We start from the raw sequence: 18,887 nt of genomic DNA, 5'->3' as shown, positions 1-18,887 counted from the left end.
CCTACTAACTGGTAGCTAGTAGTTGCAACCCTGTGGGCATTGAACGAAAAAACCCGGCGTAAGCCGGGTTTATAGGTAAAACGATTAAAGCAGACAGCTTATCATCAGAAACGATAGGTAAGCTGAGCACCGAAACCATGGGCTTCGTTTTTATAGTCTGCGGAGTAGTTAGAGGTAATCGGCGGTGTTTGCTGACCGGCAACAGTAAAGCTGTCGGTTTTGCTCTGATCAACCTGGGTGCTACGCTCGGTAAGGTACGAGTAGGCAACGTCCAAGGTTAAATCAGGCGTGGGGCTCCAGCCTGCACCAATCGAGAAAATCCGACGGTCGTCAGAGGGAATACGCACGCTGCGAGTTTCATCCTGGGTGGGCGTAAAGTCCAGCGCTACCCCAGCGCGTAGTGCCACTGTTGGTGTTAACTGGTACTCGCCACCGGTAGAGAATGCCCACGCATTGGAGTAATTCTGCTGTTCGTTGGTAATTTCACCACGCTCGGTGCCGGTGACCAAAATCTGGTCAAAGCGACTCCAGCGTGCCCAGGAAACACCGAACATCAGCTTCAGCTTGTCGCTCATTTCCTGAGTCAACGAGAAGTTGACTGTTTCAGGCGTTGTTAAATCCAGCGCTGCCGTATCTGTTACTGTGCCGATCCCTAGCTGATCCAACACAGGTGAGTTAGCCGCAAAGCTACCTTCCAGATTAAAATCTACTTTTGAGCGGTACGTTAAGCCGAACGTAGTTTCAGGTGCTGGCTGATAAATGACACCCAAGTTATAGCCCCAGGCCTCATCATCGCCTTCCACACGCGAATCCACTTCAGAAAGGCCTAGCGGAGTTGCCACAGGCACCTGACGACGCAGTTCACCCTCTACTCGGTTATAGGTGAGGCCTGCGCCGACAGACCACTGCTCGTTAAAACGATACGAGACCGTTGGCTGAGCCGTCATCACTTTTACTTCGGTGTAGTTGCCCTGGTTACGCCCCTGAAAACCATTTTCGTATTCGGTTTTAGAACCGAATGGCGCGTAGACCCCAAAACCGAATGCCAGCTTTTCATTAACAGGGTGCGCATAGAAGGCAAAGGGAATTAGCGTACCTGGCACCATGTCACCATCGTTGGTGCCCGCCACTGGCAACGTATCTGTCGCCCCCCCTGTCGCTTGTAGGAAAGCAGGGCTACTCTGTGAGGCACGTACATTAGAAATGTCGCTATTTACGTTGAGGAACGTGCCACCTACCGTAATTTGGGCACGATCAAGAAACGACATACCTGCCGGGTTACCGTACACAATGGTTGCATCATGCACATTTGAGCTGCGCCCGGCATGACCATATCCCTGTCCGCTGACGCTCTGCTCATTGATTTGATAACCGCCTGCTTGCGCCTGACTAACAAAAGCAACTGATGCTACTGCGGCCGCCAAGGTGAGCTTTTTAAATTTATTATGCATAGTGGGCCTCTCTTCCCAATGATCCGATGGATACTTCCATCCACCCTCTTTGTTCTAACACCTCAGTTTTCGCCTAATGACCGCTTGGGATCAAGGGCAAACGAGCGTTTTATTTCGGTTTTGACTTATACATTAGTCGAACGAGTGTTTTAAATCAGTGTTTTAGTCATTTCGACTGAAGGTCACAATATCGCTTGACCTATGTGTTACCCATAGGTTTTACACTTAAAAACATCAAAACTTCCACGCAGAGGACGTTATGCAGCCTGGAGAGATGAAGGTCGGCGAACTTGCCAAACGCGGTAGCGTTACCGCAGAAACGGTTCGCCATTACACCCGTGAAGGGTTGCTGGCACCAACACGCCACCCTGAGAACGGTTACCAGTTATTTTCAACTACTGACTTAGAGCGACTGCACTTTATTCAACGAGCACGCAAGCTCGGCTTTAGTGTGGCTGAGATTCGCGACATCCTGGCTCACGCCGATCAAGGCGACTCCCCATGTCCATTGGTGCGCGATCTACTTACCCACCGACTACCACAAATACGGGCACGCATTGCCGAGCTTGAAGCGCTCGCCCAACGCATGGAACAGGCATTAGAGAGCTGGCAGCACATGCCAAATGGCATGCCCGATGGTCATAGCCTATGCCGTTTAATTGAGAGTTTTCCCGAGGAGACACCATGCAATCACGCACCATGCAGCCACAAACACTGAGTCGCACCGTGCCGGGCATGAATTGCCAGGGCTGCGTAAAGCGTATGCGCGAGGCGATTCAAGCCGCAGACCCCAACGCCCTCGTTGAAGGCTTTCCCGCAGAAAAACGCTTGGAAGTTACCAGTACGTTAGAAAACGATTCACTGGACAGCACATTAAGTGAAGCGGGCTATCCACCGGGTGACTCCAACAGCGAGACTCAACCACCGACGGAAAGTGATACTGCGCCAACGGTCGATAACGGTAACGACAAACTGACGGCTGAAAATGAGACGCCCACCAGCGCGCCTCAACAGAGGCTATTGATTAGTGGCATGACCTGCGCAGGCTGTGTGAATAGCGTCGAAAAAGCGTTGGTCAACACCCCGGGCGTTACCGACGCCTCGGTGAACTTTGGCACCCACACCGCCCAAGTAACCGGCAGGGTTGAGCGCGCGGCTCTGATTAACGCTGTGGCGGCAGCAGGCTACCGCGCCGAGCCTATTGTCGACATGCGCGAGGCCGAACGCATTCGTGAGTCCCAAGAGGCCGCAACCTATCGCCAGCGCCTGCGCGGCAGCATGCTGTCATTAGCGCTGGCTATTCCGCTCATGCTGAGCATGTTCGTTTATCACCCGCACCCCATGGGAATGGGCCGTCTTTATTGGCTGGTCATTGGCCTGCTTACCCTGGCTATTTTGGCATTTCCAGGGCGGCACTTTTTTACCAACGCTTGGAAACAGTTCAAGCTCCATCAGGCCAATATGGACACGCTCGTGGCCATGGGTACGGGTACCGCCTGGCTCTATTCGATGATGGTCGTGGCGTTTGCTCCTTGGCTACCAGAGGTCGCTCAAGGCATCTACTTTGAAGCATCGGCCATGGTGGTGGGGCTCATCCTGCTCGGCAATGCCATGGAGTTACGTGCCCGTGGACGCACCAGCAGTGCATTAAAACGCTTGCTAGACCTGCAGGAGAAAACTGCACGCGTGATCCGTAATGGCCAAGAGCAGGAGTTGCCTGTTGACGACGTAGCGATAGACGATCATATCCGCGTACGCCCCGGCGAACGACTGCCAGTGGATGGCATCGTACTCGATGGCCAAAGCTATATTGATGAATCCATGCTGACCGGTGAACCGCTGCCCGTTCATAAAAACGCGGATGACGATGTCAGCGCTGGTACTGTTAACGGCAATGGCAGCTTGGTCTATCGCGCCACTCGTGTGGGCAGCGACACTCGCCTGGGACGCATAACCGAACAGGTCGCCAGCGCTCAAAACTCTCGTCCGCCAATTGGTGAACTGGCCGATAAGGTATCGGGAATTTTTGTTCCCAGCGTGATGATCATCGCCGTACTAACCGCACTGATCTGGTTTAACGTCGGCCCCGCTCCCGTGGTGATCCATATGCTGGTGACCGCCACCACGGTACTGATTATCGCCTGTCCCTGCGCATTAGGGCTGGCAACACCCATTTCCACCATGATTGGGGTGGGTAAAGCCGCCGAGCACGGCGTGCTGGTAAGAAGCGGTGAAGCGTTACAAACCGCCAGCCAAATCACCACCTTAGTGGTGGACAAAACCGGTACTTTGACTGAGGGCAAGCCTCAAGTGACCGATGCGACGGTGCTACATAATGACTCTTCGCAAGTGCTCTCCTGGGTAGCCGCACTGGAAAGTCGTTCGGAACATCCGTTAGCCAATGCATTAACGGCTTATTCAGAAGCGCATAATGCCACCGCTGAAACACTGGATACGTTTGATAGCGTCACCGGTGGCGGCGTGAAAGGTAGCACCCAAGCAGGCGACTCACTGCTGCTGGGCAATGCCCGCCTACTCGAAGAGGCTGGCGTGGACCTAACCCCCGCAGAAGAGAGCGTACGCCAGCTAGAAGCGAAAGCACGTTCATTGGTGTACCTGGCAGCCAATGGCAAGCTAGCTGCTCTATTCGGCATCAGTGACCCGCTGCGTGCTGACGCGGCTGCCGCAGTGAAACGCTTACAAGAAGATGGCTTAACCGTCGTCATGCTTACTGGAGATAATGAACACACTGCGGCCGCCGTGGCACGAGAAGTGGGCATTAGCGAGTTTAGAGCAGGCATGACGCCAGATGATAAACATGCGGAAATTGAGCGTCGTCAGCAGGCAGGAGAGGTTGTAGGCATGGTGGGAGACGGCATTAATGATGCCCCAGCACTGGCTCGTGCCAACGTTGGCTTTGCCATCGGCCAGGGCACCGACATCGCTATGGAGAGCGCTGGGATTACCTTGATGCGCGGTTCGCTACATGGTGTGGCTACTGCTATCGAGCTAAGCCGGGCGACGCTTACCAACATCAAGCAGAACCTAGTCGGTGCCTTTGGCTATAACGTACTGTGCATCCCGATTGCTGCCGGCGTGCTTTACCCCTTCACCGGCATGCTGCTGTCACCCATCATTGCCGGTGCGGCCATGTCGCTATCGTCAATCACCGTGGTGAGCAACGCCAACCGCTTACGGCTTTGGAAAACCGCCCAACAGGAGGCCTCATGAGCCTATTGATCAACCTGGCAGGAATCGGTCTTATCGCCGCTATCGTATGGTGGTTTTGGCTTAGCGCCTGATAAGTCATTTCATCGCGGCTGTAGCATCATGGGTAGGCCGCCTTGTGGGCGTAATGTCAGTCGACATTCAATGCTTACTTGGTGGCCTTTCACTAGTTTAGGCGTGAAATGTTGTGCCAATGTTGCCAAGCAGAGAACACCTTCGTAAAGCCCAAAGCGTTTTCCGAGACAAACACGTGGCCCCACGCTAAAGGGTAGATAAGCAAATTTGTCTGGACGTGGAGCATCTGGAAGAAAACGCTCTGGAACAAAATGATCGGGCGCCTCCCACAATTTACGATGCCGGTGCAGCAGCCAAGGGGATACGAGCAAAACGGTCCCTTCACGCACATCGCGATTGCGCACCTTATCACCTCCTCGCGCTTGCCGGCTCAGCATGGGTACCGGCGGATATAGCCGCATGGCTTCCTCAAATACCGCCATTGTATAAGGCAGCTTAGCGACATCTTCATAGCACGGCGTTCTACCACCGAGCACGTCATCAAGTTCATGCTGCAGACGCGCCATAGCCTGAGGGTCATAATCAAGCAGGTACCAGCACCACGCCAATGCGTTAGCAGTCGTTTCATGGCCTGCCATAAACATGACAATCGCTTCATTACGCACTGCTTTTCGGCCCATCGGGCAGCTATTATCTCCGCCATCTTTCATAGACGTCATAAAGCTCTCAATCAGGCTATGCTGTCCTTGCCCTGATCTGTGCGTATGACGATCAATAATACGGTCAATAATTTCATGCACTTGTTTTGCTGAATAGCGCGTACGTGCTCTTCGCAGTGGATTACCTAGCAAACTTAAAAATGGCAATCCCAGCATATTGGCCATATCTAAATGCTCAGAATGACGCTGATATTCGGTAAAACCAGCCACCACCTGCTCAGCTTCTTCGTCGGTGGTATCATCCCCAAAAATCGTTCGGCCAATGATACGCGCTGTTAAATGAGCCATCTCAGTCAGCATATCAATGGGCGTATCTGATGGATGCTGGGCCCATCGCTTGGCAGTTTCCTCCGCCGAGGCGGTCATGGTGGTACAGAAACCGGGTAACAGAGCGTTGGTTAGCGATGGCGCGCACTGGCGGCGGCGCTGACGCCACAAATCGCCATCGCTGACAAACAACCCATCATCAAGAAGCGGTTCCAGAGCACGGCGCATTTGCGGACTTTTACGATCATAGTTGTCGTGCTGCTCAAGGAAAACGCGACGAACCGTATCGGGGCTATTACACAGAACATAGTCTTGCTTCATCAGCGCCATGCGCGAGGTACGTATTGAGTAGTCTTCCTCCCGCCAGACAGAAAGCAGATTGTGCTGCGCTAGACGCAAGCGATGCACGATGCCTTTACTGGCTGAAACAGGCGTTACCTTGACCGGAGGTTCCAAGCCCTTAGCCCGGTTCAATGCCGCAGAAAGCCCCTGATGGTCATTCGCACTTTTTGTTGTTACTGCTTTGCATAAAACACTATCTTGGTGCATTGTCCCCTGCCCTACTATTTATATGTTTGGAAGCCGACTCTTATTCACGGGACATACTTTTTAACTAAATTTAACGACGTCTACCTTAACAGGAACAGCCGGCTTGGCGCATCGACGGTTAATTACCCTGCTTGATAAGAAATCTCTAGCGACCTGTCTCGTTAGTTCTATTTAACTAACACCGATATACCGCCCTGGTTTGTGATTCAAGGCAATAATCAAATTCAGCGTCAGTGCCCCCAACACGGAGTAACCCACGCGGTCTAGCGGTAGCTGGGTCAGTGCCACCAGCAAAATTAGCCCGTCGATCCCCAGCTGCACATAGCCTGCCCGCAGGCCATGCTTTTCTTGCAGATAGAGCGCGAGAATATTAATTCCCCCAAGGCTGGTTCGATGCCGGAACAACATCAACATGCCTATGCCCATTAAAGCGCCTCCCATCAACGCAGCGTACAGCGACGGAACATTGGCGAACTGTACCCAACCTTGGGTAAGTTCAGAAAACAACGACACGAGACCGATAGCGGCAAACGTGCGCAGCGTAAAACTCCACCCCATGCGCTTAATGGCCAAATAGTAAAATGGTACATTGATGGCAAAAAACCAGAAGCCAAATCCCCACCCAGTCACGTAATTCAGCAGTAATGCCAGCCCAGCGGTGCTGCCAGTGATCAATACCGAATGGGTATAAAATGCCACACCTAAAGCAACAAACAGCGTGCCAAGTACCATGGCCATCATATCTTCATAGTATTTATGCGGATCTTTAGGCAGATCGTCCCGCATGAGGATGTCCTTTTGTAGAATTATTCGAGCACTTCTTCCACGAGACTCTGCAACGTCAGTGTCTTTACAGAGAATCACCGGGAAGGGAGAACGTATTTCCGACGCTCAATGGCTCTTATTTCATCAGCGCCCCAGCGCACTCTCTAGTATATTGGCGGCATTGGCTGCCCCATTTGCTTTCTGCACGGCGCTTGAAAAACGCTGGGCAGATTGACGAAATACGGGCTCATGCATTAGTCGCTCTAGCTGTCGCACCAATTTATTGGGATTAATTCTACGCACTGACATCTGCAAGCCGAATTTTTGGCGCACGCCAATTTGAGCATTGAGACGCTGCTCATAGTGGGCAGGCAGCGCCAGCATTGGCACACCCGCCGCTAATGACTGATACATACTGCCATTGCCACCGTGATATAGCATTGCTCGTGCATGAGCCAAGAGCTGCGAGCCAGGCGCATAGCGCGTAAAACGGAAATTACTCGGGGCAGCATCCATCACCTCTTCGCTTACCTGACCACCGGTGGTCACCATAAAACGGTAAGGCAGCACTCCCAGCGTGGGATACGTGCTGCGCAGGAAGTGCTCTAGCAACCCTGTTGACCCCATGGTGATATAAATATTGGGCGTGCCATCTTGGAGTTCATCAAACCATTCAGGTAACGGGGCCGTTAGATCTGGGGAGATTGGCCCCACCATATGATAATCGCGAAACCGTTTAGGCAAGCTGTAGAGCCCTGGTAAATCAGGCGAAATCATTGGCATGTGATAGAGCATGTCAAAGGCATTTCGGTCTGGCCGCTGATACTTCTGATAAAGTCGCCGTCGGATACCAGACAGTAAATAGCGGTCTAAGCCTTTAGCAGCGTAGTAAGTAGGTGTTGGCGGCGTTAACAGTCTTGCGGCATAGCCATTCATGATGCCAGCACACGGGACGCCGGCAATGTACGCGGCAGTACTGGCACTTACCGTGGCATCACCCACCACTAAATCAGGTTTGGCCTGTTCGATAGCCTGCAACTGGGACTCAATAATCTTGGTTAGAGGCGCCCAATAGCGTAGGTGCACCATATCCCAAAAGGAGGCTTTCCAGCCAAGACGTTGGAAGCGTATCCATATATCGGGAAGATTCGGCTCTCGAGCATAGATAAGAGGGAACCCTGCTTCCTGAACAAGGCTCAAGCGAGAGCTGGGATGGTTAGGATCATCACCCGCGAAAATCACTTCGTGCCCACGTTGGCGCAGTACGTTGGCTATCTCGATACAACGCACTGTATGCGCAAGCACCCACCCCAGAGGGAAAAACAGGATACGTGACGGTCTGGCAGCCACATTGCTACCACTAAGCGAGTCTGACATACCAGGTTTCCTGTCTTATTCAACCATCAAACGATGTTGTCCACTGACTAAAATCCGCGAATAGCAAAGAGAATTAGACAGGGCTGGCGTGCTCTACCATCAACTGCAAGGACTCTCGTCCTCGCCAGCGGTTGCGATTGAGCTTATAGGCGCAGTGCAGCGTGTCGCCCACGCTAAATGAGGGGAGCTCCCCCGGCGTTAACGCCCGGAACCAAATCGCTTTGCTAGTCACCGCGCCCATGGAAAGTTCCATCATCAGGTGAGAACCTTCAGCACCTACTGGGCGTAGTGCTTCAACAATAAAGCGCCCTTCAAATAGTGGCGGGTCAAACTCACGCCCGTAAGGGCCAAGCGCTTCAACTTCGCTTAGCGTTAACAGAGATAGCTGCGACGTAGAGAGCTCGCCATCTGTCCATAGCCGCGGATAAAGCGGTGTATCGCCTAGTTGCTCACCAACGGCCTGTAAAAAAGCAGCTTTAAAGGCCGCTAACTGTTCTCTTGGTACGCCGACACCCGCCGCCCCACTATGGCCGCCAAAGCGCGGTAGCGACTCAGGGGCTAGCTCAAAGGTGCGTTGCAGCGCATCCCGTAGGTGCAGGCCATCAATCGAGCGACCAGAACCAGTCAACATATTGGGCGCCGCCGCGCGGGTCAGCACCAACGCGGGGCGGCCATAGGCCTGCACTAACCGCGAAGCGACAATACCTTGCACGCCAGGGTGGCCATCTTCCAGCAGTACCACCACAGCAGGCTCATTAGCCTCCAGCGACGAAACGGCAAGTGCACGCGCTTCTTCCGCCATGTCCGCTTCAATCGCCTTGCGAGACTGGTTGTCTTGATCAAGCACCTCTAGCTGACGATTGGCGACACTATCACTTTCCGCGAGCATAAAATGTAACGCCGCATAGGGGTCATCCAGCCGTGAGCGAGCGTTAATTCGTGGCCCCATTTGGAACGCCAGCGTTTCAGCGTTAAATGGCACACTATCTGCCCCAAGCCGCGCCGCCATGGCGCGCCAACAGGCAGCGTCCATACGGTTGATCAGCGTTAATCCGTAGTTGACCACTGCGCGGTTAGCCGGACTACCGCCCAGCGAAACACAGTCCGCTACGGTGCCCAGTGCAACGTAAGAAAGCCACGGTGATAGCTTAGGTGTCGCATCAGGCATTGCCCCCCATTCAATCAATACGCCGCGGGCAAGCGACATCAAAAGCCATGCCACCATACACCCAGCGATCGTTTTATCGGGATAGTCACAATCACTGCGTGTCGGGTTAACGCAGGCATAGGCAGAAGGCGGTGGGCCTTCCAACGGCAGCGCGTGGTGGTCGCTGACCACCACATCAATACCAGCGGCTTTCAAGCGTGCAATTCGCGGCTCATCTGAGCTACCGCAGTCAGCGGTAATCACCAGCGAGGGCAGCGGTTTTAAACCAAGTGTGCGCTCCACCAGCGGCAGGCTAATGCCATAGCCATCGTGGATACGGTGGCCAATCAAACTATGTAACTTGTGTTCAGATACGCCAAACAGCTCCACCAACGTACGCCGAATCACCACATGGGAGGTGATGCCGTCCACATCGTAGTCGGTGAGAATGCCGATGGACTCCCCTTCTGCCACTGCCTGGGCAATACGTTCAGCGGCACGGCGGCCATCGGCTAGCTTTTCTGGATGCGCCAAGTAGCGCAAGCTCGGCGCCACCAGGGGTGCGAGCTCGCCCTTATAGCCCGGCAATCGTGAGGCCAATAGCCGTGCTTGTAGCTCGCTTAAGCCTTCCGCTTGGGCACGCACATAGATAGCCTCGTCCAGTGGACGAGGCTCTAAGCGTGGCTGATTGGCGTTCTGCTGCGTGAGTGCGGGTTCGTCGGCCATGACGCCTCAGCGCCGATTGTCAGCGACAAACTGCTGCACGGCGCTCAGTTCAGCGGACAGCACCGTGTAGCGCTCTTCGCGCTCAAGCAAATCATCCATATGAGTGGGCAACGGCACACCCTGGAAACCTGCCTTGACCACGGCTTCAGCGAATTTCGCCGGATGCGCGGTAGCAAGCGTAATCACCGGCGTCGTGGTATCCACTCGTGCGCGCTCTGCAGCGCGATAGCCAGTGGCCGTATGGGGGTCAAGGATCTCCCCAGTACGGTGATGGGCTTCACGAATGACTTCCAGAATGGTCGCATCATCAACGCTATGGCTGGCGAATTTTTCGCGCAGCTTGGCCAGCGGTGCATCGGCAAGCGCCGTAGGCTCTTGCTGGAAGCGTTCTAGTAGCGCTGCCACAGCGGCACCATCGCGGTCGTATGCATCAAACAGCAAACGCTCAAAGTTTGACGAAACAACGATGTCCATTGACGGCGCGAGGGTCGCTGCCAACTCTTTCTTGGAGAAATCATTGGCGGCAAGCGTGCGATGCAGAATGTCGTTGGCATTAGTGGCAATAATGAACTGCTTCACCGGCAGCCCCATCTTAAACGCCATGTAGCCTGCGAAGACGTTACCGAAGTTAGCCGACGGAACGCAGAAGCTCACTTCTCGCTGAGGCGCGCCCAATGCAACACCAGCGGCGATGTAGTACACGATCTGCGCCATGATGCGCGCCCAGTTGATCGAGTTCACCGCCACTAAGCGCGTGCCATTCAGGAAATCCTGATTAGCAAAGCTCGCCTTAACCATTGCCTGGGCATCATCAAAATTGCCTTCGATAGCAATATTGAAGACGTTGTTGGCGAGCACCGACGTCATCTGGCGGCGCTGCACTTCAGACACGCGGTTATGCGGGTGGAGAATAAAAATATCGAGGTTATCGCAGTGGCGACAGCCTTCAATAGCCGCGGAACCGGTATCCCCAGAGGTCGCACCCATAATGACGGCACGTTCACCACGCTTTTTCAGGAAATGATCCAGCAGCCGCCCTAACAGTTGCAGTGCGACATCTTTAAACGCCAGCGTTGGGCCGTGGAACTGCTCTAGCAGAAAGTGATTGGCATCCAACTGCTTTAACGGCACAACAGCGTCATGATTGAACGTGGCGTAAGCTTCTGTCACCAAGCGACGGAAGGTCTCGTCGTCAATTTCACCATTTACAAACGGCTTCATGACCCGAAAAGCAATCTCGGCGTAGGAAAGGCCAGCCATGCTGGCCAGCTCTTCCTTAGAAAACTCGGGCAGCGTTTCCGGCACATAAAGTCCGCCGTCGCTGGCCATTCCAGTTAACACAACCTCTTCAAAGGAGAGCGCGGGCGCTTGGCCACGCGTGCTGATATAACGCATGAGTTACTCCCCTTCGCTCAGACTTTCAACGCGAATACGGGTAACCGGCCCAGCAATATCCGCCATGGACTCGATTTCACGGATAGCATCGTTCATCTGTTTCTCTTTTGTGCGATGCGTCAGCAAAATGATCGGCACCAACTCACCTTCAGTAGCCTCTTTCTGGATCAGCGCTTCAATAGAGATGCCCTGCTCGGCCAGAATGGTGGCAACACGCGCCAACACACCCGGGCGATCCACCGCCAACAGACGCAGATAATACGCTGTGGTAATATCTTCCATCGGCATAATAGGCAGTTGACTGGCATCATCGTCGATGCCGCTAAACGCTAGGTAAGGCACCCGGTAGTGGTGATCCGTGGCGATATCACGGGCAACATCCAGCAGGTCGGCTACGACGGCAGACGCTGTCGGCTCAGCACCGGCGCCAGCGCCGTAGTAAAGTGTTGGACCAACCGCATCACCCATCACAGCAATCGCATTTTTAACGCCGTGCACATTCGCCAGCAGGCGCTCTTTAGGAATCAACGTCGGGTGAACTCGGAGCTCTAGCCCTTGATCAGTCCGTTTAGAGATGCCCAGATGCTTAATCACGTAACCCAGGTTATCGGCCTGCTCGACGTCTTCTGCAGTAATGCGAGAAATACCTTCGGTGAAGGCTTTATCAAACTGCAGCGGCACGCCATAGGCAATTGACGCCAGGATGGTCAATTTATGGGCAGCGTCGATACCTTCCACGTCGAAAGTGGGGTCAGACTCCGCGTAACCTAGCGCTTGGGCTTCGGCCAACACGTCTTCAAACGCGCGACCTTCATCACGCATATGGGTGAGAATGTAGTTACCGGTGCCGTTTATGATGCCCGCTACCCACTCGATACGGTTAGCACCAAGGCCTTCGCGTAGCGATTTGATGACCGGAATACCGCCCGCCACAGCCGCCTCAAAGGCAACAATGACGCCTTTCTTATGCGCGGCGCGGAAAATTTCATTACCGTGAACAGCAATCAATGCCTTGTTGGCAGTCACAACGTGCTTGCCGTTTTCAATCGCCGTTAGCACCAACTCGCGGGCGATATCATAGCCACCAATCAGCTCTACCAGCACATCCACGTTAGGGTTATTAGCCACCTCAAACACGTCAGAGGTCGCATTAATGCCGGTAATATCGCAGTCAGGGTGAATACTGCGGTGGGCAACCTGTTCAATCACAATCGGGCGGCCAGCACGACGGCTAATGTCATCAGCGTTACGTGTTAAGACGTTAAATGTACCGCCACCGACCGTACCTAACCCACAAATGCCTACTCTTACCGGTTTCAAAATACTTCCCCTTTCGTGATGGGCACCCATAAGTGCCGCCTCTTAAATCAGTGTCTCAGCGCTATCGTTCGTCACTGCACGTGACGTTATTCGTCTTCCAAGCCTAACATGCTAACGAGCCGGTCGGGGGGTACAAACCCTGGCACCATTTTCCCGTCGGGCAACACAATCGCAGGAGTACCCTGCACGCCCACAGCCTTACCTAATTCGTACTGATCGGCAACGGGGTTATCGCAGTTTGCCGATGCCGCAAGCGTTTGGCCTTGTTTAGCTTGAGTCATGGCCTCGCTACGGTTATTCGAACACCACACTTGCTCAAGCGTCGTCGCAGCACCACTGCCCATGCCTGCGCGTGGAAAGGCCATATAGTGCACTGCAATGCCGCGCTCGTTAAGCTCAGGCACCGTTTCATGTAGCCGCTCGCAGTATGGGCAGGTAGGATCCGTAAACACAATTACCGTAGCTTTCGGCTCACCCACACCTTGAAAAACGACTCGCTCGCTCGCTGGAATGGCAGCAAGCACTGTAGCCCTTTCTTGGTTACGCGCCTGCTCGGTTAAGTTAACCAAACCATTATCCGCGTTTTGATAGAGGTCCCCTACCAAAAAGTGGCTACCATCGGCATTGGAGTAAAAAGATTCACCACTTTCCAGAACAACGTGGTACACCCCGTCCATTGGCGTTGCGTTTACCTGCTCCACCGGCATTGACTGGCCGTTAACTTGCAAGTTCTCCGTCAGATACTCGGAAACGGAGTCAGCACTGGCAACAGCAGGCAGTAAACACCCCGCAAGCGCCAGCCAGGGAACACAGGATTTAGCAACTAAAGACATACGTTGATGCATTGTATCTTCAACCTCGCGGATGGTGTTCGGCATGCAATTGCTCCAGGCGCGCCTGGGCAACATGCGTATAAATTTGCGTTGTAGATAGGTCGCTATGACCTAACAACAGCTGTACGACCCGCAAATTAGCACCATGATTCAATAAATGAGTCGCAAATGCGTGGCGTAACGTGTGAGGCGACAAGGGCCGAGTAATACCCGCAGTGATAGCGTGGGCTTTAATGCGGTGCCAAAACGTTTGCCGCGTCATGGCTTTATCTGCTCGCCCAGGAAACAGCGCGGGCCGTGTAGGATCTTGCATCAGCGCAGGCCGAGCCGTCTTCACATAATGCCCTATCCACTCGGCAGCCTCTTCACCCATTGGCACCAGCCGATCTTTATCGCCCTTGCCTCTTACGCGAATAACCCCTTGGCGAAGATTGACCGCATCGCCAGTCAATCCAACCAGCTCCGACACGCGTAGCCCGCAGGCATACAACAGCTCAAGCATGGTGCGGTCGCGAACTCCAAGCGAGGTGCTGATATCAGGGGCGAGCAACAGGCGCTCAACCTCTTCCTCTTCCAGGGTATTCGGCAAGCTAGGGCGTACCCGCGGCAGCGCCACATTGGCCAATGGGTCGCTAGCGATATGCCCATAAAGCCGTGCCCAACGGTAAAAACTGCGCAGCGACGAGAGTAGCCGTGCATTACTGCGTAGTTGATAGCCCTGTTCTCGACGTAATTCCAACCACTCGCTAAAACGCTCTGATGAAGGAGTTAACAGTGTTTCTCCCGCACTTTCGAGCTGCTGTTGCCAAGCAGTTAAGTCATGCCGATAAGCCGCTAACGTATGGTCGCTTGCCCCTTGCTCTAACCATAAGGCATCTAGATAGGCATCTATCACGCTCATAGGCTAACGGTCTCTTGACGGTGGTACCACAAACAAAAACCCCGCCCCGCAAAGCGGTGACGGGGTCTTGGTATCCGAGCGCGACGCATGTCAAAAACAGCGTGCGCCCGTGAAAAAGTGGCAGTTAAGCCAGCTTTTCCTTGATACGCGCCGACTTGCCGCTGCGCTCGCGCAGGTAGTACAGCTTGGCTTGACGAACGTCACCGCGACGCTTGACTTCAATAGAGTCAACCAACGGGCTGTAGGTCTGGAAAGTACGCTCAACACCAACACCGTGAGAAATTTTACGTACGGTGAAAGCGGAGTTCAGGCCACGGTTACGCTTACCGATGACCACACCTTCAAACGCCTGCAGGCGCTCACGAGTACCTTCCTTTACTTTAACCTGAACGACGATGGTGTCGCCCGGTGCAAAGGCCGGAATCTCTTTGCCCATTTGCTCGGATTCGATCGCCTGGATCACCTTGTTCTTGCTGCTCATTTTCATACTCCTAAATAACGTAATGGCTTGCCACGCAGTTGTGGAAGGGGCAAACCGTGATCCCGGCGCTCGAAGCGAGCTACGCGGGAGTCGTTATGGGTGACGCAGGTGCGTAGGCTAAGTCTCGTAGACTAACTGTCTCACAGACTATCTGCCTAATTTGCCCTGCACCGCCGCTCGGTTCTATGCAATTGAAGAACAATCACTTAGTTGACAGAGCGTGTTCCTCGATAAACTCGTCTAGAAGCCGCTGTTGCTCGGCATCAAGCGTACGCCCTGCTAATAAATCAGGACGGCGCTGCCATGTACGGCCTAACGACTGTTTTAACCGCCAGCGCTTGATGGCCGCATGATTACCGCTTAACAGCACATCAGGCACTTGTCGCCCGTCAATCGTCTCAGGACGGGTATAGTGCGGACAGTCTAACAAGCCATCATTGAACGAGTCTTCGATAGCGGAATCCTGGTGACCCAACACACCGGGTACCAGCCGTGCCGCCGCGTCAATTAGCACCATTGCTGGCAACTCACCACCGCTCAGCACATAGTCACCAATTGACCATTCTTCATCAATGTCACTTTCCACCACGCGCTCATCAATGCCTTCATAGCGCCCAGCGACCACTACGAGAGGGCCTGCTGAGGCGAGCGCTTGAACACCCTGCTGATCCAACTTACGCCCTTGGGGCGAGAGATAGATCACGGTCGGCGATTGTCCCGTCGCTTGCTCTGCTCGTTGCCGAGCATCAAAGATAGCAGCACGCAGGGTGTCTACCTTCATCAGCATACCGGGGCCGCCGCCGTAAGGGCGATCGTCCACGCTGCGGTGGCGGTCGGTGGCGTAATCGCGCGGATTCCAAAACTCCAGGGCAATACGCTGTTTCTCTACCGCTCGACCAACCACACCTTGTTGGGTAATCGCATCGAACATTTCTGGAAACAGCGATACCACGCCAATCCACATCGCGGGAGCATCCATTAAGCTGCTTTCTTCACCGTTTGCTGCAGTAACAGTTGAATCAGTTACTGTGAGCTCGCTCGACAACTGCTTACTCAAACCTGTTTTCAAAACTCAGGATCCCAATTCACGACCATACGGCCATCTTCGAGGCTGATTTCAACAATTACATCATCGGGTAAGAAAGGTAGCAGCCGCTCACGCTTATCAATTGCGTCGTTATCACCGCGCACCACCATGACATCGTTTGCGCCGGTTTCAAACAGGTAACTGACCTGCCCTAACCGCTCGCCTGACTGAGTGAAGACAGTTAAGCCTTCAAGCTCATGCCAGTAATACTCATCATCGGAAAGCGTAGGCAGTGCCTCTTTCGGCATCAGAATGTCCGTTTGCGCCAGCGCTTCGGCTGCCGTTCGGTCATCAACACCTTTTAGCTGCACCACAAGACCCTTGCCTTGCCGACGTCCCTGAATCACGGTCATGCGCGTGAGGGATTCCCCTTGGCGCACCCACCATTCTGGGTATTCCATGATGCTGTCTATGGGATTGGTATAGGAGTAGACCTTAAGCCAACCTTTAATCCCGTGAGGGCTAGTTAGCTTACCAAGCACCACATGTGCGTCGTCTGTATGGCTAGTTTCAAAACGCGTCATCGACGACCGCTCCAACAAATTACAACGACAACATCACCTACTATCACTTACTGACAGTCACGCATTAACCGGCTTAAGCCTGTTTACGCGCTTCTTTAACCAGCTCAGCAACACGACCAGACAACTGGGCGCCTTGGCTCTGCCAGTGAGTAACACGCTCAAGATCAACGCGCAGACGCTCTTCTTGACCACGGGCAACCGGGTTGAAGAAGCCGATACGCTCGATGAAACGGCCATCACGGGCGTTGCGTGAATCAGTAACAGTCAGGTGATAAAAGGGACGCTTTTTGGCGCCACCACGTGCCAAACGAATGGTAACCATACGATAACTATCCTTCGGTTGAGGTTACGAGAGTGTGCAATAGCGCAGATCGCTAACAGAACACTCGTCATACTATTTTCTCGGCACTGCAGACTAAAATCAGTGATTTGCTGCGTACCATCAGGTTCTTCACTGGCAGATGGTTAGGCGATGCTCGCGCATTTTTGCCAACACCCACGCATGAAGAGGCCGCATTCTACGCAAATGCGCTCTGCTTGGAAAGCCTGACAGCCAGAAAACTCTTAAGCCGTCAACCTTGCCAAGCACGTTACAACGTTGCTAACAATGGCTTAACGCCAGGGAAGACCGCCGGGGCCACCCATACCGCCCATGCCACCCGCGCCGCCAGGACCACCCGGCCCGCCGCCGCCCATCATGCCAGACATGCCGCGCATCATTTTCTGCATCCCGCCTTTTTTGCCTGCTTTTTTCATCATTTTCTGCATCTGCTTATGCTGTTTTAGCAGGCGATTCAGGTCAGGTACTTGCAGGCCAGCACCCGCTGCAATACGGCGTTTGCGCGAACCATTGATGATATCGGGCTTGCGGCGCTCTTTGGGGGTCATTGAGTTAATCAACGCTTCCAGCTTGCCAAGCTCTTTTTCCGGACCAGGGCCTTGTGCCATTTCAGCCATTTGCCCCATGCCGGGCAGTTTGCCAAGCAGGCCACCCATGCCGCCCATTTTCTTGAGCTGCTGTAACTGATCACGAAAATCTTCCAGATCAAAGCCATCGCCCTTCTTGACCTTACTGGCCAGCTTAGCGGCTTTGTCTTTATCCACCGTGCGCTCGGCTTCTTCGATCAGCGACAGCATATCGCCCATACCCAGAATCCGTGATGCCACACGGTCCGGATGGAAAGGCTCTAGGGCATCTACTTTCTCACCAACCCCCATAAACTTAATGGGCTTACCAGTGATATGGCGTACCGAAAGAGCTGCACCACCACGGGCATCACCGTCAGCCTTGGTGAGAATCACCCCGGTAAGCGGCAGTGCATCGTGAAATGCTTTCGCCGTATTCACCGCATCCTGGCCGGTCATGGCATCGACCACAAACAGCGTTTCTTCCGGTGAAATTGCTTTATGCAGCGCCTGGATTTCGGCCATCATCGCTTCATCGATGGCCAGCCGCCCGGCGGTATCGACTAATACGACATCATGGAACTGAATTTTGGCGTGTTTGATTGCCGCTGTGGCAATATCCACTGGCTTCTGATCGGAACGAGACGGAAAGAAATCCACCTGAACTTCTTTTGCCAGCGTCTCTAGCTGATCAATCGCCGCTGGACGATAAACGTCGGCGGAGACCACCAGCACTTTTTTCTTTTCGCGTTCACGCAGATAACGCGCCAGTTTAGCAACAGAGGTGGTTTTACCCGCCCCTTGCAGGCCTGCCATCAACACGACTGCAGGTGAGCCTTTTAGGGATAAACCTTCATTGGCTTCGCCCATGATCGCTTCCAGCTCTTGCTGGACGATTTTAACGAATTGCTGGCCTGGCGAGAGGCTCTTTGAGACTTCCTGGCCAACAGCACGTTCACGAACACGCTCAATAAATGCCTTCACCACCGGCAAGGCGACATCTGCCTCTAACAGTGCTTTACGCACTTCGCGCAGGGTGTCTTTGATATTGTCGTCAGTTAGCCGCGCTTGGCCTTTGATCGACTTCAACGTCTGGGAAAGACGCTCACTCAGATTCTGAAACATGGGGCCTCTGCCTCCGTCGTTGTCGCCGGGCGGTCACACCGGACGAATGTAGGATCGATTATACGCGCTCG

General features: G+C 53.8%; 16 protein-coding genes. 2 read left to right on the top strand and 14 right to left on the bottom strand.

Annotated elements, in window-relative coordinates; translation table 11 throughout:
• Positions 1–104: 104 nt before the first annotated feature.
• On the bottom strand, positions 105–1,451 hold the full coding sequence (locus ACN06F_RS02345) for an OmpP1/FadL family transporter (RefSeq protein WP_038480993.1): 1,347 nt from the start codon (positions 1,449–1,451) through the stop codon (positions 105–107).
• Between the two features lie 274 nt (positions 1,452–1,725).
• Between ACN06F_RS02345 and ACN06F_RS02340 the strand changes: the two genes are divergently transcribed.
• Entirely contained in the window at positions 1,726–2,169 is a 444-nt protein-coding gene (locus ACN06F_RS02340) for a MerR family transcriptional regulator (RefSeq protein ID WP_038486497.1), read from the top strand.
• A complete protein-coding gene (locus ACN06F_RS02335; protein ID WP_433924594.1) occupies positions 2,136–4,682 on the top strand; it encodes a heavy metal translocating P-type ATPase in 2,547 nt (848 codons plus the stop codon). Before ACN06F_RS02340 ends, ACN06F_RS02335 begins: the two co-directional genes overlap by 34 nt.
• An 80-nt stretch (positions 4,683–4,762) precedes the next feature.
• On the opposite strand, the gene ACN06F_RS02330 is transcribed toward ACN06F_RS02335, so the two are convergent.
• The 13 genes from ACN06F_RS02330 to ffh all read right to left on the bottom strand — a co-directional run bounded on the left by ACN06F_RS02330 (position 4,763) and on the right by ffh (position 18,816).
• The gene (locus tag ACN06F_RS02330; protein WP_038480990.1) at positions 4,763–6,229 is read right to left on the bottom strand and encodes a cytochrome P450; all 1,467 of its coding nucleotides are present in this window, start codon (positions 6,227–6,229) and stop codon (positions 4,763–4,765) included.
• Positions 6,230–6,400: 171 nt separating this feature from the next.
• Positions 6,401–7,015 (bottom strand): YitT family protein, encoded by a 615-nt coding sequence (locus ACN06F_RS02325; RefSeq protein WP_038480987.1) that lies wholly within the window; start codon positions 7,013–7,015, stop codon positions 6,401–6,403.
• Positions 7,016–7,138: 123 nt separating this feature from the next.
• A complete protein-coding gene (locus ACN06F_RS02320) occupies positions 7,139–8,371 on the bottom strand; it encodes a glycosyltransferase (RefSeq protein ID WP_433924593.1) in 1,233 nt (410 codons plus the stop codon).
• A 73-nt stretch (positions 8,372–8,444) separates the two neighbouring features.
• Complete coding sequence (locus tag ACN06F_RS02315) at positions 8,445–10,244, bottom strand: single-stranded-DNA-specific exonuclease RecJ (protein WP_038480982.1); 1,800 nt, start codon at positions 10,242–10,244, stop codon at positions 8,445–8,447.
• A 6-nt stretch (positions 10,245–10,250) separates the two neighbouring features.
• On the bottom strand, positions 10,251–11,639 hold the full coding sequence (gene thrC / locus ACN06F_RS02310) for a threonine synthase (protein ID WP_433924592.1): 1,389 nt from the start codon (positions 11,637–11,639) through the stop codon (positions 10,251–10,253).
• A 3-nt stretch (positions 11,640–11,642) separates the two neighbouring features.
• Positions 11,643–12,959, bottom strand: coding sequence for a homoserine dehydrogenase (locus tag ACN06F_RS02305; RefSeq protein ID WP_038486493.1), 1,317 nt, complete (start codon positions 12,957–12,959; stop codon positions 11,643–11,645).
• 86 nt (positions 12,960–13,045) lie between these two features.
• Complete coding sequence (locus ACN06F_RS02300) at positions 13,046–13,837, bottom strand: DsbC family protein (protein ID WP_095602804.1); 792 nt, start codon at positions 13,835–13,837, stop codon at positions 13,046–13,048.
• The gene (gene xerD, locus ACN06F_RS02295) at positions 13,812–14,693 is read right to left on the bottom strand and encodes a site-specific tyrosine recombinase XerD (protein ID WP_433924591.1); all 882 of its coding nucleotides are present in this window, start codon (positions 14,691–14,693) and stop codon (positions 13,812–13,814) included. The genes ACN06F_RS02300 and xerD overlap by 26 nt, the downstream gene beginning before the upstream one ends.
• 124 nt (positions 14,694–14,817) lie before the next feature.
• Positions 14,818–15,174, bottom strand: coding sequence for a 50S ribosomal protein L19 (gene rplS, locus ACN06F_RS02290; protein WP_009724084.1), 357 nt, complete (start codon positions 15,172–15,174; stop codon positions 14,818–14,820).
• Positions 15,175–15,376: 202 nt separating this feature from the next.
• Positions 15,377–16,138 (bottom strand): tRNA (guanosine(37)-N1)-methyltransferase TrmD, encoded by a 762-nt coding sequence (gene trmD, locus ACN06F_RS02285; protein WP_038486491.1) that lies wholly within the window; start codon positions 16,136–16,138, stop codon positions 15,377–15,379.
• Between the two features lie 101 nt (positions 16,139–16,239).
• On the bottom strand, positions 16,240–16,785 hold the full coding sequence (gene rimM / locus ACN06F_RS02280) for a ribosome maturation factor RimM (RefSeq protein WP_038480970.1): 546 nt from the start codon (positions 16,783–16,785) through the stop codon (positions 16,240–16,242).
• A gap of 73 nt (positions 16,786–16,858) precedes the next feature.
• Positions 16,859–17,107, bottom strand: a complete 249-nt coding sequence (rpsP, locus tag ACN06F_RS02275; RefSeq protein ID WP_009724081.1) for a 30S ribosomal protein S16 — start codon at positions 17,105–17,107, stop codon at positions 16,859–16,861.
• Positions 17,108–17,397: 290 nt separating this feature from the next.
• Complete coding sequence (gene ffh / locus ACN06F_RS02270; protein ID WP_009724080.1) at positions 17,398–18,816, bottom strand: signal recognition particle protein; 1,419 nt, start codon at positions 18,814–18,816, stop codon at positions 17,398–17,400.
• Between the last annotated feature and the right edge of the window lie 71 nt (positions 18,817–18,887).

The sequence above is a fragment of the Vreelandella sp. 21 genome, from assembly GCF_050995515.1.
GTDB lineage: Bacteria > Pseudomonadota > Gammaproteobacteria > Pseudomonadales > Halomonadaceae > Vreelandella > Vreelandella alkaliphila.
This window is presented reverse-complemented; position numbering and strand designations above follow the sequence as displayed.

Bases quoted from the DNA above. Each gene is read 5' to 3' on its own strand.
- ACN06F_RS02345 (WP_038480993.1), bottom strand. From the start codon at position 1,451: ATGCATAATAAATTTAAAAAGCTCACCTTGGCGGCCGCAGTAGCATCA.
- ACN06F_RS02340 (WP_038486497.1), top strand. From the start codon at position 1,726: ATGAAGGTCGGCGAACTTGCCAAACGCGGTAGCGTTACCGCAGAAACG.
- ACN06F_RS02335 (WP_433924594.1), top strand. From the start codon at position 2,136: ATGCAATCACGCACCATGCAGCCACAAACACTGAGTCGCACCGTGCCG.
- ACN06F_RS02330 (WP_038480990.1), bottom strand. From the start codon at position 6,229: ATGCACCAAGATAGTGTTTTATGCAAAGCAGTAACAACAAAAAGTGCG.
- ACN06F_RS02325 (WP_038480987.1), bottom strand. From the start codon at position 7,015: ATGCGGGACGATCTGCCTAAAGATCCGCATAAATACTATGAAGATATG.
- ACN06F_RS02320 (WP_433924593.1), bottom strand. From the start codon at position 8,371: ATGTCAGACTCGCTTAGTGGTAGCAATGTGGCTGCCAGACCGTCACGT.
- ACN06F_RS02315 (WP_038480982.1), bottom strand. From the start codon at position 10,244: ATGGCCGACGAACCCGCACTCACGCAGCAGAACGCCAATCAGCCACGC.
- thrC (WP_433924592.1), bottom strand. From the start codon at position 11,639: ATGCGTTATATCAGCACGCGTGGCCAAGCGCCCGCGCTCTCCTTTGAA.
- ACN06F_RS02300 (WP_095602804.1), bottom strand. From the start codon at position 13,837: ATGCCGAACACCATCCGCGAGGTTGAAGATACAATGCATCAACGTATG.
- xerD (WP_433924591.1), bottom strand. From the start codon at position 14,693: ATGAGCGTGATAGATGCCTATCTAGATGCCTTATGGTTAGAGCAAGGG.
- rplS (WP_009724084.1), bottom strand. From the start codon at position 15,174: ATGAGCAGCAAGAACAAGGTGATCCAGGCGATCGAATCCGAGCAAATG.
- trmD (WP_038486491.1), bottom strand. From the start codon at position 16,138: ATGTGGATTGGCGTGGTATCGCTGTTTCCAGAAATGTTCGATGCGATT.
- rimM (WP_038480970.1), bottom strand. From the start codon at position 16,785: ATGACGCGTTTTGAAACTAGCCATACAGACGACGCACATGTGGTGCTT.
- rpsP (WP_009724081.1), bottom strand. From the start codon at position 17,107: ATGGTTACCATTCGTTTGGCACGTGGTGGCGCCAAAAAGCGTCCCTTT.
- ffh (WP_009724080.1), bottom strand. From the start codon at position 18,816: ATGTTTCAGAATCTGAGTGAGCGTCTTTCCCAGACGTTGAAGTCGATC.